Raw genomic sequence first — 17,397 nt, forward strand, 5'->3', positions numbered from 1 at the left:
CATGCTGGAACTCCATTTTACCCAGACGCTGGGAAACCATACTCTGACGCTTAACGAGACGCTGCCTGCAAGCGGCATCACCGCCATCTTTGGCGTGTCGGGAGCGGGAAAAACGTCGCTGATTAATGCCATCAGCGGCCTGACCCGCCCGCAGTCTGGCCGTATTGTCCTGAATGACCGCGTCCTGAATGACGTGGAGAACAAAATTTACCTCTCGCCGGATAAGCGCCGCATCGGCTATGTTTTCCAGGACGCGCGCCTGTTCCCGCACTACAGCGTGCGCGGCAACCTGCGTTACGGCATGGCGAAAAGCATGGCCGGGCAGTTTGACAAGCTGGTGACGCTTTTAGGCATTGAGCCTTTGCTCGACAGGCTGCCATCCTCGCTCTCCGGCGGAGAAAAACAGCGTGTGGCCATTGGCCGCGCGTTGCTGACCGCACCGGAACTGCTGCTGCTCGACGAACCGCTGGCCTCGCTCGATATTCCGCGTAAACGCGAGCTTCTGCCTTATCTACAGCGCCTGACGCGCGAAATTAATATTCCGATGCTCTACGTCAGCCATTCGCTGGACGAAATCCTCCATCTGGCCGACAAGGTGCTGGTGCTGGAAGAGGGCAGCGTTAAGGCGTTTGGCAACCTGGAAGAGGTGTGGGGCAGCAGCGTCATGCACCCGTGGTTACCCCGGGAGCAGCAGAGCAGCATCCTGAAAGTGAGCGTTCTGGAACACCACCCACACTACGCGATGACTGCCCTGGCGCTGGGCGACCAGCATCTTTGGGTCAATAAGATCGATAAACCGTTACAGTCCGCTTTGAGAATTCGCATCCAGGCGTCGGACGTCTCGCTGGTGCTGCAGCCGCCGCTGCAAACCAGTATTCGAAATATTCTGCGCGCCAAAGTCGCGAAGTGTTTTGATGATAACGGGCAGGTGGAAGTGAAGCTTGAAGTCGGCAGCAGGACGCTCTGGGCGCGCATCAGCCCGTGGGCCAGGGATGAGTTAGGGATCAAACCCGGCCTGTGGCTTTACGCGCAAATTAAGAGCGTCTCGATCACCGCCTGATTACAGCAGGTGGGTATAAATGTACTGCGCGATGCTGTCGGTGGTGTTGTCGCCAATCACCACGCTGGCGCGCGCTTTGACCGCGTCGTCGGCATTGCCCATCGCCACGCCGGTTCCGGCGGCTTCCAGCATGCTGATGTCGTTGTAGTTGTCGCCGAAGGCGATCACATCCTGCATCGACCCGCCCTGAGATTCCACATACTGCGTCAGTCGCTTGCCTTTGCTGTTGCCTTTGCGGGCAATATCCACCTGGTCATGCCAGGACCATTCGCACTCCAGACCCAGCGTCTGCTCCACGTGTTTTGCGAAGGTATTCAGTTTGGTGGTGTCTTCATCCGTCAGGGCGAATTTCCAGATAGCCTCAACGTCCTGGGCTGCCTGACGCAGGGAGGAAACCTGGGTAAAGACCGGACGCTGCGCTTCAGGCAGGGACAACGCCCAGTTGCTGGTGCGCACCACATGGCCAGTAGGGCGCTCGTACACCATCGCGTTGTCCACGTACATCAGGCCGTGAATGGCATGCTCATCCAGCAGATCAATCAGTTGCAGCGCCTGGGGAACCGGCAGCGGGTCGGAGGCTAAAACCTTTTTTGCCTGATAATCATACAAATAAGTGCCATTACAACAAATTGCAGGTGTATCTAACGCCAGTGCCTGATAAAAAGGGTGAATGGCAACGTGATGTCGACCCGTTACGATAAGGAGTTGATATCCCACTTCCTGCGCGCGTTTAAGCGCCTCAAGGGAGGAGGGGAGAAGGGTTTTTTGCGGCGTCAGTAAGGTACCGTCTAAATCCAGAGCAATCACACGCGAGGTCATCTGTTTTCCCGGGTTAATATTGAATTTACGTTTTGATGGGATGGTACACCGAGAGGCGAACGCTTCAAAATTCCTGTCGACAATTCAGCATTCACCGTCAAAAGTTAATTACTTTCATGCGCAGTGAGGAGTGAATATTCATGAAACAAACCGTTTATACCGCCAGTCCTGAAAGCCAGCAGATCCACGTCTGGCGTTTAAATACCGAAGGGACGCTCACGCTGGTTCAGGTTGTTGATGTGCCAGGCCAGGTGCAACCGATGGTCATCAGCCCGGATAAACGTTTCTTGTACGTGGGTGTGCGCCCGGAGTTTCGCGTGCTGGCCTATCGCATTTCTCCGGACGATGGCGCGCTGACGTACACTGCCGAAGCACCACTGCCGGGAAGCCCAACCCATATCTCTACCGATCGTAAAGGCAACTTTGTCTTCAGCGGCTCTTATAACGCGGGCTGCGTCAGCGTAACGCGTCTGGAAGATGGCATTCCGGTCGACACCGTGGATGTAGTGGAAGGGCTTGAAGGCTGCCACTCGGCGAATATCACGCCGGATAACCGCACGCTGTGGGTGCCTGCGCTGAAGCAGGATCGTATCTGCCTGTTCACCCTGAGCGACGATGGTCACCTGGTGGCGCAGAACCCTGCCGAAGTGACTACCGTTGAAGGCGCGGGTCCGCGTCATATGGTCTTCCATCCGAACCAGCAGTACGCCTACGTGGTCAATGAGCTGAACAGCTCGGTGGACGTCTGGGAGCTGAAAGATCCTAACGGCCAGATTGAGTGCGTGCAAACGCTGGATATGATGCCGTCTGACTTCTCCGATACCCGCTGGGCGGCGGATATCCACATTACGCCAAATGGCCGCCATCTGTACGCCTGTGACCGTACCTCCAGCCTGATTACCGTGTTTAGCGTCTCTGAAGACGGCAGCGTGCTGGCGATTGAAGGGTTCCAGCCAACGGAAACCCAGCCGCGCGGCTTTAATATCGATCACAGCGGTAAATACCTGATTGCGGCGGGGCAGAAATCCCACCACATCGCGCTGTATGAAATTAAAGGCGAGCAGGGACTGCTGGAAGAGAAAGGACGTTACGCCGTCGGCCAGGGGCCAATGTGGGTCGTCGTTAACGCTCACTAAGCGGCTTAAAACAAAAAAACCTCGCGAATGCGAGGTTTTTTATGCCCGGTGGCACTGCGTTTACCGGGCCTACGGGTTATGTAGGCCGGGTAAGGCGAAGCCGCCACCCGGCAAAACAGCTTACTGTTTCGGCTCAGCAACCACTTTGCTACCCAGACCGCGGTTGTTGTATTCCCACATGCGGTTGAAGTTAGCGTCGTTCAGGTTGCGCTGCACGTTCCCTTTATCATCCACCGCACCGGTATTGCCGGAGAATGGACGTTTGGAGATCGCGGCATCAGCCCACGGCTTCGCCATGTTGAAGCCTTCGTTGATCACGCTGTCGCGGATCACGACCTGGCCGTTAGTGGCAGAGTCCACGTCCAGGGAGCGTCCCAGCTGCGCCACGCCGTCACCGGCAGCGTTAAAGCGGCTGTTCACGGCCAGGAAGCCGTAGAAGAGGTTAGACTGGGTTGCCGGCGCAAACACGTAGCCTTCCTGCTGGGTACGTGAGTTCACCACGCGGAAATCGGTGTTATCAAACACCACCGCGCCGCGACCGGACACCAGATCCACGTCACCTTCAACGTAGCTGTTGGTCACCAGGGTACGGGTCAGGCGGTTATTCTGCAGGGTGTTCTGCACGCCGCTGTTGGTCACGAAGAAGGTGTTCTGACGGCCCAGAATGTTGACGTTGTTAATCTGTACCTTGTCGCCATCGCTGCGCAGCGCCACGGCCTGGTGGTTACCCGCGTCAACGCTGTCACCCAGGGTATTCTGAATGGTCAGGTTCTGCAATTGCAGACCGTTATTCTGCGACCAGACCACCGCTGAGCACATCACGCCAATGGTGGCGGAACGCTTGCTCTGGCAGTTATCAAACATGTACCAGGCTGGTTTACCCGGCATATATTTTCCGGCCGGGTTCACCAGGTGGCGCCAGGTGTTGCTGTCGATTTCGGAATCAATCGCCAGACCAATTTTTACGTCAATCGCTTTTTCGCCCAGACCGTAAAGCGTAATGCTGCCTGGGGCCGCCGGCACATACACGGTGCCTTCATATTCACCAGGCAGGATCGCGATGTACTGGCGAGATGCGCTGTGTTTAGTGATGGCAGCATCAACCGCAGCCTGAATAGAGGTATGCGTTACGCCCTGCGCACCTGCCGGGCCGACCACGAAGTCAGGCTGTTTAGGCAGGTTAATAGAAGAGGGTGTCCACGGCGCAGCGTTAGGATCCATCGCTGAGAAGTAATGCGCACGATCGAAGTTCTTCGCTTCATCAGCGGACAAAATCGGGCGGGAGGCGGTACCGGGCGCAGCCTGCTCAGAAGGTCGCTGATCCGGCGGAGTTGAACTGCATGCGGATAAGGTCACGCCAAAGGCGAGTGCTAACGCCAGACGGGAAATCCTGGAAATGTTCAAGGTGAAGCTCCTGGGTATGCAAGTCTTTACGGGATAGACGAAATAGCCTGCTTTTTTATACTAAGTTGAGCGAAACGGGAAGATAAAAAGGGTAAAAGTTGCATTTTTAGCCCCGGAGCGGCAGGTAAGTGATCACAAATAAATAACATTTTCCTTCAAGGCGGTTGACAGTAGACGGTGGATGCAAATAAATGTCTATACAACCCATGACAAGTGGAATACCCATGCAGCAGATTCATCCCGACGATGTGATATGGCGAAATGCGCGGCTGGCTACGATGGCGCTGGACGTACCTGAGCCTTATGGACTGAAAGAGCATCATGCCCTGGTCGTGCGCGGCCACACTATTCTGGCCGTGATCCCTGAATCTGATATTCCTGCCGGACACCCTCGCTGTGTCGACCTTCAGGGACGTCTGGTCACGCCAGGCCTGATTGACTGCCATACCCACCTGGTATTTGGCGGCGATCGCGCGGCGGAGTGGGAGCAGCGTCTGAACGGCGTCTCTTATCAAACCATCAGCGCGCAGGGGGGCGGGATTAATGCTACCGTGACGGCGACGCGCAGCAGTTCGCCCGAAGCCCTGCTTCAGCTGGCGCAGCAGCGGCTTCAGCGGCTGATGAATGAAGGCGTCACTACGGTTGAAATCAAGTCGGGATACGGGCTCAACGCCGAGGCCGAAGAGAAGATGCTGCAGGTTGCCCGCAAGCTGGGCCTTAATAACCCGATCGATATCAGCCCAACGCTGCTGGCGGCTCATGCGGTTCCGCCGGAATACCGGCAGGATCCCGATGCCTACCTCACGCTGGTCTGCGAGCAGATACTGCCCACGCTGTGGCAGAAAGAGTTATATGAAGCAGTCGACGTGTTTTGTGAAAACGTCGGCTTTACCCCGTCGCAAACCGAACGCCTCTTCAAGGCCGCCGCCGCGCTGGGTATCCCGGTGAAAGGGCATGTCGAACAGCTGTCGAATCAGGGCGGCGCGGCGCTGGTCAGCCAGTATAAGGGCCTTTCCGCCGATCATATTGAGTATCTTGACGGCGCAGGCGTTCAGGCAATGGCGGAAAGCGGCACGGTTGCCGTCCTGTTGCCGGGTGCGTTCTATTTTCTTCAGGAGCGCCAGCGCCCGCCGGTTGAACAGCTTAGAAAACAGGGCGTGCCGATGGCGGTCGCCACCGACTATAACCCCGGCACCAGCCCGTTTGCGAGCCTGCACCTGGCGATGAACATGGCCTGCGTCCAGTTTGGTCTGACCCCTGAAGAAGCCTGGGCTGGCGTCACGCGGCATGCCGCGCAGGCGCTGGGCCGTGGCGCAACCCACGGGCAGCTGCGGGCAGGGTTTGTCGCTGATTTCATTGTCTGGGATGCTCGCCATCCGGTAGAGATGGTCTACGAGCCGGGACGCAACCCGCTGTATCAACGTATTTTCCGTGGGGAGGCAGTATGAGGTTATGGCGGCCGGTAGCCGAAACGGTCTGGCAGGGGCGCGACGACAGCTCCGAGGCCAGCAATGCCACACGCATTTTCCAGACGATAAAGCAGCAGGGACAGTTCACGCCGCTTCCATCCGGCATCGCGCTGATGGGCTTTGAATGTGATGAAGGGGTAAAACGCAATCAGGGCAGGCCCGGTGCCGTGCAGGCGCCGGATATGCTGCGAAAAGCGCTGGCGAATATGGCAAGCCATCAGGGGCACGAACGGCTGGCGGATATGGGCTCGGTGTACGTTGAAGGCGACGAGCTGGAAGCGGCACAGCAGGCGTTAAGCGACGCCGTAACGGCTTGCCAGCAGTCCGGGATGCGTACGCTGGTCTTTGGCGGCGGTCATGAGACCGCGTGGGCGCACGGTCGCGGCGTGCTGAACGCCTTCCCGACCGAGCGGGTTGTCATTATCAATCTTGATGCCCATCTTGACCTGCGCAGGGCCGACCGCGCGACGTCGGGAACGCCGTTTCGCCAGCTGGCAAACTACTGCGATGAGCGCGGGCGGGAATTTCAGTACGCCTGCTTTGGCGTGAGCCGGGCGGCGAACACGCTGGCGCTGTGGGATGAGGCCGAACGCCTGAACGTCACGCTGGTGGAAGATCTCCATTTCAGGCGCGATGCGCTATCCGCGCTGGAAAAGGTACTGGCGCAGACCGATCGTATCTATCTGACGATCGATCTGGACGTCCTGCCCGCCAGCGAAATGCCTGCCGTGTCCGCCCCGGCCGCGTTAGGCATACCGGCGCTGGATCTTCTGCCGGTTATCGAACAAATCTGCCGCAGCGGTAAGCTACAGGCCGCCGATCTGGTAGAGTTTAACCCGCAGTACGATCGGGACGGACAGGGCGCAAAGCTTGCCGCCCGTCTGGCCTGGCAAATTGCTCACTGGTGGGCATAACACTATTCAAGGAGTCACGATGTTTTCACGCTCACCTCTGCCGCAGTCGAGCCCTCCCGCGCCTTTCTACGAAAAGGTGAAGCAGGCGATCAGCGAAAAAATCGCCACCGGCGTCTGGCGACCGCACGATCGCATTCCCTCGGAGGCCGAGCTGGTGGCGCAGTTCGGTTTTAGCCGGATGACCGTCAACCGGGCGCTGCGCGAGCTGACCGACGAAGGGCTTCTGGTGCGCCTGCAGGGCGTGGGGACGTTTGTGGCGGAACCGAAAGGACAGTCGGCGCTGTTTGAAATCCGCAGCATTGCGGACGAGATTGCCGCGCGTAATCATCAGCACCGCTGTGAGGTGCTGGTGCTCGAAGAGACCCAGGCCAGCGCCGAGCAGGCCACAGAGCTTAACGTCAAGGAGGGAAGCCGCATTTTCCACTCCGTGATGGTGCATTTCGAAAACGACATTCCGGTGCAGATTGAAGATCGCTGCGTAAACGCTGAACGGATACCGGACTATCTGAATCAGGATTACACCCAGACCACGCCGCACGCCTATCTCTCACTCGTCGCACCGCTCACGGAAGGGGAGCACATTGTGGAAGCCGTGCGCGCCACCCCGCAGGAGTGCGAGCGGCTGCGCATTAAAGAGCACGATCCGTGCCTGCTGATCCGCCGTCGGACCTGGTCCTCGTCGCACATTGTGTCGCATGCCCGGCTGCTTTTCCCGGGGAATCGCTACCGGCTGCAGGGCCACTTCATGTCATAAGTTTTATAAGCGTGATCGCTAACGCAATATAACAAAATTGTATCTTTTTTGTTAAATCCGACCTTGTGTGTGCTTGTCTATACAAGTATATCTAAATGCATCATCTGTCCCCTATGAGGAGCACACAATGTCGTCAGGTAAATACCGCCAGCAGGATGTCCGCGCCGCGCGCGGCACCACGCTCACCGCCAAAAGCTGGCTCACCGAAGCCCCGCTGCGCATGTTGATGAACAACCTTGATCCTGAGGTGGCGGAAAACCCCCACGAGCTGGTGGTCTACGGCGGCATAGGCCGCGCCGCGCGCAACTGGGAATGCTATGACGCAATTGTAAAATCCCTGACCGAACTCGAACACGACGAAACCCTGCTGGTACAGTCCGGCAAGCCGGTAGGCGTATTTAAAACGCACAAAAACGCGCCGCGCGTGCTGATCGCCAACTCTAACCTCGTGCCGCACTGGGCCACATGGGAACACTTCAACGAGCTGGACGCAAAAGGGCTGGCGATGTATGGCCAGATGACCGCGGGGAGCTGGATCTACATCGGCAGCCAGGGGATCGTGCAGGGCACATACGAAACCTTTGTAGAGGCCGGTCGCCAGCACTATAACGGCTCGCTCAAAGGCCGCTGGGTATTGACCGCGGGTCTCGGCGGCATGGGCGGCGCGCAGCCGCTGGCCGCCACGCTTGCCGGCGCGTGCTCGCTCAACGTTGAGTGCCAGCAGAGCCGCATTGATTTCCGTCTGCGTACCCGCTACGTCGATGAACAGGCAACCGATCTGGACGATGCGCTGGCGCGCATCAAAAAATACACCTCCGAAGGGAAAGCCGTGTCGATTGCCCTGTGCGGCAACGCGGCGGATATTCTCCCGCAGCTCGTCGCCCGCGGCGTGCGCCCGGATCTGGTCACCGACCAGACCAGCGCTCATGACCCGCTGCACGGTTACCTGCCAAAGGGCTGGACGTGGGAAGAATATCAGCAAAAAGCGGAGACCGATCCGGAAGGCACCGTGCTTGCCGCGAAACGTTCCATGGCCGAGCACGTCTCCGCCATGCTGGCCTTTAGCCAGATGGGCATTCCGACCTTTGACTACGGCAACAACATCCGCCAGATGGCGAAAGAGATGGGCGTAAATAACGCGTTCGACTTCCCGGGCTTCGTTCCTGCCTATATTCGCCCGCTGTTCTGCCGCGGTATCGGCCCGTTCCGCTGGGTTGCCCTGTCCGGTGACCCGGAGGATATCTACAAAACCGACGCCAAAGTGAAGGAGATCGTCGCCGATGACGAACACCTGCACCGCTGGCTGGATATGGCCCGCGAGCGCATTAACTTCCAGGGTCTGCCGGCGCGTATCTGCTGGGTAGGGCTGGAGTGGCGGCAAAAACTCGGTCTGGCCTTCAACGAAATGGTGCGCAGCGGTGAAGTTTCCGCGCCGATCGTCATTGGCCGCGACCACCTGGACTCCGGCTCCGTCGCCAGCCCGAACCGCGAAACGGAAGCCATGCGCGACGGCTCGGATGCGGTCTCCGACTGGCCGCTGCTGAACGCTCTGCTCAATACCGCCAGCGGCGCGACCTGGGTATCGCTGCACCACGGCGGCGGCGTGGGGATGGGCTTCTCCCAGCATTCCGGGATGGTCATCGTCTGCGACGGAACCGATGAAGCCGCCGCGCGTATCGCTCGCGTACTCCACAACGACCCGGCAACCGGCGTGATGCGTCACGCGGATGCGGGTTATGAGATTGCCATTGATTGTGCCAAAGAGCAGGGCCTTAACCTGCCGATGATCCCTGCCACACAAGGAAAGCATGAATGAACGCATTAACACTCACTCCCGGCTCGCTGACGCTCAAACAGCTGCGTAACGTCTGGCGTAAACCGGTCACCCTTTCGCTGGATGAAAGCGCGCACGCGGCCATTAATGACAGCGTTGCCTGTGTGGAAGCCATTGTGGCTGAAGGGCGCACCGCCTACGGGATTAACACCGGCTTTGGGCTGCTGGCGCAGACCCGCATCGCGACGCACGATCTGGAAAACTTACAGCGTTCGCTGGTGCTGTCGCACGCGGCGGGCGTCGGCCAGCCGCTTGACGATGAGATTGTCCGTCTGATGATGGTCCTCAAAATCAACAGCCTGGCGCGCGGCTTTTCAGGCATTCGCCTGAGCGTCATTCAGGCGCTGATGGCGCTGGTCAATGCGGAAGTCTATCCGTGGATCCCGGCAAAAGGCTCTGTTGGGGCATCCGGCGATCTCGCGCCGCTGGCGCACATGTCGCTGCTGCTGCTGGGCGAAGGCAAAGCGCGCTGGCAGGGCGAGTGGCTGCCTGCGAAAGAGGCGCTGAAAAAAGCCGGCTTAACACCCATTACGCTGGCGGCGAAAGAGGGGCTGGCGCTGCTGAACGGCACGCAGGCATCGACCGCTTTCGCGCTGCGCGGCCTGTTTGAAGCGGAAGATCTGTTTGCCTCGGCGGTGGTGTGCGGCGCGCTGACCACCGAAGCCGTGCTGGGCTCGCGTCGCCCGTTCGATGCCCGCATCCACGAGGTGCGCGGTCAGCGTGGGCAGATTGATGCCGCCGCGATGTACCGTCACGTGCTTACCGACACCAGCGAAATTGCCGATTCACACCATAACTGCGACAAGGTTCAGGATCCGTATTCCCTGCGCTGCCAGCCGCAGGTGATGGGCGCGTGCCTGACGCAGTTGCGCCAGGCGGCGGAGGTGCTGCTGGTGGAAGCCAACGCGGTGTCCGATAACCCGCTGGTGTTCGCCCAGGAAAACGAGGTGGTCTCCGGCGGTAACTTCCACGCCGAGCCGGTAGCGATGGCGGCGGATAATATCGCCCTGGCGATTGCCGAAGTCGGCGCGTTGTCCGAGCGCCGTATCGCGCTGATGATGGATAAACATATGTCCCAGCTGCCACCGTTCCTGGTGCGTAACGGCGGGGTCAACTCGGGCTTTATGATTGCTCAGGTGACGGCCGCAGCGCTGGCAAGCGAGAACAAAGCCCTGTCGCACCCGCACAGCGTGGACAGCCTGCCAACGTCTGCAAACCAGGAAGATCACGTTTCGATGGCACCGGCTGCCGGGCGTCGTCTCTGGGAAATGGCCGCCAACACCCGCGGCGTGCTGGCGGTGGAATGGCTGGCGGCAAGTCAGGGTATCGATCTGCGAGAAGGGCTAAAATCCAGCCCGCTGCTGGAGCAGGCGCGTCATGCGTTGCGCGAGCACGTTAAGCACTACGATGACGACCGCTTCTTTGCGCCGGATATTGATAAGGCGATGCAGCTTCTGGAGGAAGGACGGCTGGTGGGGTTGTTGCCTTCGGTGCTGTGATTTTATGCCCGGTGGCGCTGCGCTTACCGGGCCTACGGGTACGAAATGTAGGCCGGGTAAGGCGTAGCCGCCACCCGGCTTTTTTTTAGGAATACATCGCCGTAATCGACGCGCTCCCGAGTGAATGGAAGTGCACGTTAAACCCTACCATCGCGCCGCTCGCCCCTTCGTCGACCTCAATCTTCTCCACATTCAGCGCGTGCACCGTGAAGATATAGCGGTGGGTTTCCCCTTTTGGCGGCGCTGCGCCGCCGTAGCCCGCTTTACCAAAATCGGTGCGCGTCTGAATGGCACCTTCAGGCAGGGCAACCAGGTCAGAGCCGGAGCCCTGCGGCAGGACGCGCGTGTCGGCAGGCAGGTTCGCCACAATCCAGTGCCACCAGCCGGAGCCGGTAGGCGCATCCGGGTCGTAGCAGGTCACGACAAAGCTTTTGGTTCCGGCCGGAACCTCGTCCCACGCCAGGTGCGGGGAGATATTGTCTCCCTGATACCCCATGCCGTTGAATACGTGACGTTCCGGCAGTTTTTCACCGTCGCGCAGATCTTTACTGATGATTTTCATACGGTTTACCCTCGTTGATCGCTCGTTCAGCAAGTGTAATGCATAGGGTTACATCGTGAAATGCGCAGGAATGTTAACGGCTGTTACAACCGCGTCGGTTAATTTACGCAGCTGCTCCGGCGTAATGCTGTACGGCGGCATCAGGTAGATAAGCTTGCCGAAAGGCCGCACCCAGACGCCCTGATCAACGAAGAAGCGCTGCAGCGCCGCCATATTCACCGGATGGGTGGTTTCAATCACGCCGATGGCGCCCAGCACGCGCACGTCCGCCACGAAATTCGCGCCCGAGGCGGCGCTCAGATCCTCTTTCAGCTGCGCTTCAATTGCCGCAACCTGCTTCTGCCACTCGCCGCTCTCCAGAATGGCGAGGCTTTCGCTTGCGACGGCGCAGGCCAGCGGGTTGCCCATAAACGTCGGGCCGTGCATAAAGCAGCCCGCCTCGCCGTCGCTGATGGTGTCGGCAACGTGACGGGTCGTGAGCGTGGCGGAGAGCGTCATGGTGCCGCCGGTCAGCGCTTTACCCAGACACAGAATATCCGGCGCAATGCCCGCATGCTCGCAGGCAAACAGCCTGCCGGTGCGGCCAAAGCCGGTGGCGATCTCATCGGCAATCAGCAGAATGCCTTCGCGGTCGCACATCCTGCGAATGCGCCTCAGCCATTCCGGGTGGTACATCCGCATTCCGCCTGCGCCCTGCACAATCGGCTCCAGGATCACGGCGGCGATTTCATGGCGATGCGCCGCCATCAGCCGCGCGAAGCCGACCATGTCCATCTCGTTCCACTCGCCGTCGAAGCGGCTCTGGGGTGCCGGGGCAAACAGGTTTTCCGGCAGATAGCCCTTCCACAGGCTGTGCATGGAGTTATCCGGATCGCACACCGACATCGCCCCGAAGGTATCCCCGTGATAGCCGTTGCGGAAGGTGAGGAACCGCTGGCGCGTTTCGCCCCTCGCGTGCCAGTACTGCAGCGCCATTTTCATCGCCACTTCCACCGCCACCGAGCCGGAATCCGCCAGGAACACGCACTCCAGCGATGCAGGCGTCATCGCCACCAGGCGGCGGCATAAATCCACCGCGGGCTGATGGGTGATTCCGCCAAACATCACGTGCGACATCTGGTCAATCTGCGCCTTCATCGCCGCATTCAGGCGCGGGTGGTTGTACCCGTGAATGGCCGCCCACCAGGAGGACATCCCGTCAACGAGCCGTTCGCCGCTGGCGAGGTGCAGCTCGCAGCCGTGGGCCGAGGCCACCGGATAGACGGGAAGGGGGCGGGTAGTGGAAGTGTAAGGGTGCCAGATATGCTGCTTGTCGAAGGCGAGATCGTCCTGGGTCATAATCGACTTGTAAACCATTTTGAAAAGTTTTAGGTTTACGAGTATAAACCGAACCGAAAATTAACAAAACCCTTTGGAGAAGCCCCATGGCTCACCACGCACGCTGGACGATGTCGCAAGTCACTGAATTATTTAACAAACCTTTCCTTGAGCTGATGTTCGAAGCCCAACAGGTGCATCGTCAGCACTTCGATCCTCGCCACGTTCAGGTCAGCACGCTGCTGTCGATCAAGACCGGTGCCTGTCCTGAAGACTGCAAATATTGCCCGCAGAGCGCGCGCTACAAAACCGGCCTGGAATCCGAGCGGCTGATGGAAGTGGAGCAGGTGCTCGACTCGGCGCGTAAGGCGAAAAACGCCGGCTCGACCCGCTTCTGCATGGGCGCGGCGTGGAAGAACCCGCACGATCGCGACATGCCGTATCTGGAGCAGATGGTGAAGGGCGTGAAGGAGATGGGCCTCGAAGCCTGTATGACGCTCGGCACGCTGAACGACGAGCAGGCGCAGCGCCTCTCCGCGGCGGGGCTGGACTACTACAACCACAACCTCGACACCTCGCCGGAGTTTTACGGCAACATCATCACCACACGGACCTATCAGGAGCGTCTGGACACGCTGGATAAAGTGCGCGATGCGGGGATCAAGGTCTGCTCCGGCGGTATCGTGGGCTTAGGTGAGACGGTGAAAGACCGCGCGGGCCTGCTGCTGCAGCTGGCGAACCTGCCGACCCCGCCGGAGAGCGTGCCGATCAACATGCTGGTGAAGGTCAAAGGCACGCCGCTGGCGGATAACGACGACGTGGATGCGTTTGATTTTATTCGCACCATCGCGGTGGCGCGCATCATGATGCCGACCTCTTTCGTGCGCCTCTCTGCCGGTCGCGAGCAGATGAACGAGCAGACCCAGGCGATGTGCTTTATGGCCGGTGCCAACTCCATCTTCTACGGCTGCAAGCTGCTGACCACGCCGAACCCGGAAGAGGACAAAGACGTTCAGCTGTTCCGCAAGCTGGGGCTGAATCCGCACCAGACCGAGGTGCTGACGGGCGATAACGAGCAGCAGCAGCAGCTGGAGCAGCAGATTTTCAACGCCGACACCGACCAGTTCTACAACGCGGCAACCGTATGACCTGGCAGGCACGCATTAATACCGCGCTGGACGAACGCCGGGCGGCAGAGGCGTTTCGCGTTCGCAGGGTAGTGGAGAACGGCGCAGGCCGTTTTCTGACCCACGACGGGCGGCAGTTCTGTAACTTCTCCAGCAACGACTATCTCGGGCTGAGCCAGCATCCGGCCATCATTCGCGCCTGGCAGCAGGGCGCGGAGCGGTTTGGCGTGGGCAGCGGCGGCTCGGGACACGTCAGCGGATACACCGCGGCGCATCAGGCGCTGGAGGAAGCGCTTGCCGACTGGCTTGGCTACCCGCGCGCGCTGCTGTTTATCTCCGGCTTTGCCGCCAATCAGGCGGTTATTACCGCGCTGATGGAAAAAGAGGACCGCATAGTCGCCGACCGCCTGAGCCACGCTTCGCTGCTGGAGGCGGCAAACTTAAGCCCGGCGCAGCTGCGCCGCTTTGCCCATAACGATGCGGGGCAGCTCGCCGCGCTGCTGGATAAACCCTGCGACGGACAGCAGCTGGCGATCACCGAAGGGGTGTTCAGCATGGACGGTGACAGCGCGCCGCTTGCCGCGCTGCACGAGGCTGCAAAACGGCAAAACGCCTGGCTGCTGGTGGACGATGCCCACGGCACTGGCGTGATGGGCGACGAAGGACGCGGTAGCGCGCATCTGCAAAACGTGAAGCCGGAGCTGCTGATCGTCACCTTCGGCAAGGGCTTTGGCGTCAGCGGCGCCGCCGTGCTGTGCAGCGAGTCCGTCGCCGACTATCTGCTGCAGTTTGCCCGACACCTGATTTACAGCACCAGCATGCCCCCGGCGCAGGCCGTGGCGCTGTCTGCGTCGCTGGCGGTGATCCGCAGCGCAGAAGGGGATGAACGTCGCCAGCGGCTGGCGGAGCATATCTCCCGCTTCCGCCAGGGGTTAGCGGCGCTGCCCTTCCACAGTCCCGATTCGCAGAGCGCTATCCAGCCGGTGATTGTTGGCGAAAACGGCCGCGCGCTGGCGCTGGCACAGGCGCTGCGCGAGCGCGGCATATGGGTGACCGCCATCCGCCCGCCAACGGTCCCGCCGGGCACCGCGCGGCTACGCTTAACCCTGACGGCGGCTCATGAATCACCGGATATCCAGACGCTGCTGGAGGTGCTTCATGATGCCGGTGAATAAACAGGCCGTTGCGGCGGCATTTGGCCGGGCCGCGCAGAGCTATTCGCAGCACGATGAACTGCAGCGTCAGAGCGCGGAGGGGCTTCTGGCCGCGCTTGGCGAGAACCGTTTTCCGCAGGTGCTGGACGCCGGCTGTGGTCCCGGCAGCAACAGCCGCTACTGGCGCGGGGCGGGAAGCCTGGTCACGGCTATCGACCTCTCAGACCAGATGCTCGACGAGGCGCGCCAGAGGGAGGCAGCGGATCGCTATCTGCTGGCCGATATCGAGGCGATTCCGCTGGCGGATGCGCAGTTCGATCTGGTCTGGAGTCATCTGGCGGTCCAGTGGTGCAGCAGCCTGCCGCATGCCCTGCGCGAGCTATATCGCGTGGCGCGACCGGGCGGGAAGGTGGCCTTTACCACCCTGCTGGAAAGTTCGCTGCCGGAGCTGAATCAGGCGTGGAAAGCGGTGGATGAGCAGCCGCACGCGAACCGTTTTTTATCGCATGACCAGGTGACGCAGGCGCTGGCAGGCTGGCGCTACCGCAGCACGGTGCAGACCATCACCCTCAATTTTAGCGATGCGCTCAGCGCCATGCGCTCGCTGAAGGGCATCGGGGCTACGCACCTGCATGCCGGGCGGGAGAAAAAACCGCTGACCCGGGGCCAGCTGCAGCGTCTGGAGCTGGCCTGGCCGCAGCAGCGGGGTCATTTCCCGCTCTCTTATCAACTTTTTCATGGGATTATCGAACGTGACTGAACGTTATTTTGTTACCGGCACGGACACGGAAGTGGGCAAAACGGTTGCCAGCGCGGCCCTGCTGCAGGCTGCCCGTTTACAGGGAAAAACCACCGCCGGGTATAAGCCCGTCGCCTCTGGCAGCGAGATGACGGCGGAAGGGTTACGCAACACCGACGCGCTGGCGCTCCAGCGAAACAGCACGCGTGAACTCGCCTATTCAGCGGTCAATCCGTACACCTTTGCCGAGCCGACCTCGCCGCACATTATCAGCGCTGACGAAGGTCGTCCGATTGATTTCGCCGTGCTTTCAGCCGGGTTGCGGACGCTGGAAAGTCAGGCCGACTGGGTGCTGGTGGAAGGTGCAGGGGGCTGGTTTACGCCGCTTTCGGACACGCAGACGTTTGCTGACTGGGTGAAGGCCGAGCAGCTTCCGGTCATTCTGGTCGTCGGCGTTAAGCTGGGCTGCATCAATCACGCCATGTTGACCGCGCAGGCCGTACAGCAGGCCGGGCTGACGCTGGCGGGCTGGATAGCCAACGACGTGGTTGCACCGGGTAAACGACACCAGGAATATCTGGCGACGCTCAGGCGCGTTCTTCCCGCCCCGTGCCTCGGAGAAATTCCCTGGCTTGCTGACGGCGCGGAAAATGCCGACACCGGGCGTTATCTCGATCTCAGCGTCTTGCTTCCCGCGACATCCAGTGCGCGATAAGCTCGTCATCCAGTTCGTTAACGTGGCCCTGCGCCACGTTACGCCCTCGATAGAGCATACAGAAACGGTCCGCCACCCGACGGATAAACGACAGCTGCTGCTCCGCTAGCAGCACCGTCATACCTAACTCCCGGTTCAAGCGCAGCAGCAGCTGCCCCAGTCTCTGGGCGAAGCTGTGTCCTGCGCCGTGCAGGGGCTCATCGAGGATCAGCAGGTGCGGACGGTTCACCAGCGCATTAGCCAGCGCCAGCTGGTACTGGTCGTCCGGAGAGAGCGTGTTGGCGCGGGTCTGTCGCAGTGTGTAGAGCGCCGGAAACAGGTCATAAACGTCACTTTTCGCTTCCGGGTTGGGTTTCCCCATCGCCCGCATGGCGATATGCAGATTTTCCTCAATCGTTAGCTGGGAGAAGATCCGTCTGTCCTGCGGGACATAGCCTATCCCCGGTCCTGAGCGCTGTTCTGGCGGCAGGTTAAGCAAATCGCGCGGCGGCGCGCCCGCCTCATGCCAGATGATGCTGCCGCTTTCAACGGGCACTCTCCCGGCGATGCAATTCATGAGGGTGGTTTTCCCCATCCCCGGCAGGCCAACGACGCCTGTACACATCCCTTGCGGAAAATCCAAATTCACGTTCCATAGCGTATGTTGGCTTCCGTAAAACTGATTCACAGCACGCAGACTCAACATCTTTCTCTCCTTAAAATGTGTGTAGGTGAGGCTCGAGTTTGAATCTGCAAAACCCCTGCCAGAAACCGAAAAGTGTTTAAAAAAACGGCTTTTTTAGGAATAAATCACCGGAAAGCGGTTTATAAAAAACCGGATTGCACATCGACAGTGCTGGCGGTGTTGAGTTGTGGTGCAGAACCCGAAATGATTAAAATGTGAGCAAGATCCCA

The 17,397-nt window shown here is 59.9% G+C and carries 16 protein-coding genes; 11 read left to right on the plus strand and 5 right to left on the minus strand.

Annotation, left to right across the window (positions count from 1 at the left end):
- Window position 1 precedes the first annotated feature (1 nt).
- Window positions 2-1,060, plus strand: a complete 1,059-nt coding sequence (modC, locus tag L370_RS08640; RefSeq protein ID WP_023334955.1) for a molybdenum ABC transporter ATP-binding protein ModC — start codon at window positions 2-4, stop codon at window positions 1,058-1,060.
- Here modC and L370_RS08635 read toward each other — a convergent pair whose 3' ends face one another.
- A complete protein-coding gene (locus L370_RS08635) occupies window positions 1,061-1,879 on the minus strand; it encodes a pyridoxal phosphatase (RefSeq protein ID WP_023334956.1) in 819 nt (272 codons plus the stop codon).
- 140 nt (window positions 1,880-2,019) lie between these two features.
- Between L370_RS08635 and pgl the strand changes: the two genes are divergently transcribed.
- Entirely contained in the window at window positions 2,020-3,015 is a 996-nt protein-coding gene (pgl, locus tag L370_RS08630; RefSeq protein ID WP_023334957.1) for a 6-phosphogluconolactonase, read from the plus strand.
- Between the two features lie 120 nt (window positions 3,016-3,135).
- Here pgl and L370_RS08625 read toward each other — a convergent pair whose 3' ends face one another.
- Window positions 3,136-4,419: a putative acyl-CoA thioester hydrolase gene (locus L370_RS08625; RefSeq protein ID WP_023334958.1), complete on the minus strand. Its 1,284-nt coding sequence runs from the start codon at window positions 4,417-4,419 to the stop codon at window positions 3,136-3,138.
- A 224-nt stretch (window positions 4,420-4,643) separates the two neighbouring features.
- Here L370_RS08625 and hutI point away from each other — a divergent pair, with 224 nt between their 5' ends.
- The 5 genes from hutI (at window position 4,644) to hutH (ending at window position 10,889) form a co-directional block, all read left to right on the plus strand.
- Complete coding sequence (gene hutI, locus L370_RS08620; RefSeq protein ID WP_023334959.1) at window positions 4,644-5,867, plus strand: imidazolonepropionase; 1,224 nt, start codon at window positions 4,644-4,646, stop codon at window positions 5,865-5,867.
- The gene (hutG, locus tag L370_RS08615; RefSeq protein ID WP_023334960.1) at window positions 5,864-6,802 is read left to right on the plus strand and encodes a formimidoylglutamase; all 939 of its coding nucleotides are present in this window, start codon (window positions 5,864-5,866) and stop codon (window positions 6,800-6,802) included. The genes hutI and hutG overlap by 4 nt, the downstream gene beginning before the upstream one ends.
- Window positions 6,803-6,821: 19 nt before the next feature.
- Complete coding sequence (locus L370_RS08610; protein WP_023310841.1) at window positions 6,822-7,556, plus strand: histidine utilization repressor; 735 nt, start codon at window positions 6,822-6,824, stop codon at window positions 7,554-7,556.
- Between the two features lie 127 nt (window positions 7,557-7,683).
- Window positions 7,684-9,372, plus strand: coding sequence for a urocanate hydratase (gene hutU, locus L370_RS08605; RefSeq protein WP_023334961.1), 1,689 nt, complete (start codon window positions 7,684-7,686; stop codon window positions 9,370-9,372).
- Entirely contained in the window at window positions 9,369-10,889 is a 1,521-nt protein-coding gene (gene hutH / locus L370_RS08600; RefSeq protein ID WP_023334962.1) for a histidine ammonia-lyase, read from the plus strand. Before hutU ends, hutH begins: the two co-directional genes overlap by 4 nt.
- A gap of 85 nt (window positions 10,890-10,974) precedes the next feature.
- On the opposite strand, the gene L370_RS08595 is transcribed toward hutH, so the two are convergent.
- On the minus strand, window positions 10,975-11,451 hold the full coding sequence (locus L370_RS08595; RefSeq protein ID WP_023334963.1) for a kinase inhibitor: 477 nt from the start codon (window positions 11,449-11,451) through the stop codon (window positions 10,975-10,977).
- 48 nt (window positions 11,452-11,499) lie between these two features.
- Complete coding sequence (gene bioA, locus L370_RS08590; RefSeq protein WP_023334964.1) at window positions 11,500-12,807, minus strand: adenosylmethionine--8-amino-7-oxononanoate transaminase; 1,308 nt, start codon at window positions 12,805-12,807, stop codon at window positions 11,500-11,502.
- Between the two features lie 68 nt (window positions 12,808-12,875).
- Between bioA and bioB the strand changes: the two genes are divergently transcribed.
- From bioB to bioD, 4 genes are read left to right on the plus strand one after another with little or no spacing between them, the layout of a single operon-like run.
- Window positions 12,876-13,916 (plus strand): biotin synthase BioB, encoded by a 1,041-nt coding sequence (bioB, locus tag L370_RS08585; RefSeq protein WP_023334965.1) that lies wholly within the window; start codon window positions 12,876-12,878, stop codon window positions 13,914-13,916.
- Window positions 13,913-15,070 carry an 8-amino-7-oxononanoate synthase gene (gene bioF, locus L370_RS08580; RefSeq protein WP_023334966.1) on the plus strand — a complete coding sequence of 386 codons (1,158 nt, stop codon included), beginning with the start codon at window positions 13,913-13,915 and terminating at the stop codon, window positions 15,068-15,070. Before bioB ends, bioF begins: the two co-directional genes overlap by 4 nt.
- A complete protein-coding gene (gene bioC / locus L370_RS08575) occupies window positions 15,054-15,809 on the plus strand; it encodes a malonyl-ACP O-methyltransferase BioC (RefSeq protein WP_023334967.1) in 756 nt (251 codons plus the stop codon). Before bioF ends, bioC begins: the two co-directional genes overlap by 17 nt.
- Window positions 15,802-16,503, plus strand: coding sequence for a dethiobiotin synthase (gene bioD, locus L370_RS08570; protein ID WP_181012993.1), 702 nt, complete (start codon window positions 15,802-15,804; stop codon window positions 16,501-16,503). Before bioC ends, bioD begins: the two co-directional genes overlap by 8 nt.
- Here bioD and L370_RS08565 read toward each other — a convergent pair.
- Window positions 16,466-17,188 carry an ABC transporter ATP-binding protein gene (locus L370_RS08565; RefSeq protein ID WP_023334969.1) on the minus strand — a complete coding sequence of 241 codons (723 nt, stop codon included), beginning with the start codon at window positions 17,186-17,188 and terminating at the stop codon, window positions 16,466-16,468. The two genes, bioD and L370_RS08565, sit on opposite strands and share 38 nt — an antisense overlap.
- Window positions 17,189-17,397 lie beyond the last annotated feature (209 nt).

The sequence above is a fragment of the Enterobacter sp. MGH 24 genome (assembly GCF_000493015.1).
Taxonomy (GTDB): Bacteria; Pseudomonadota; Gammaproteobacteria; order Enterobacterales; family Enterobacteriaceae; genus Enterobacter.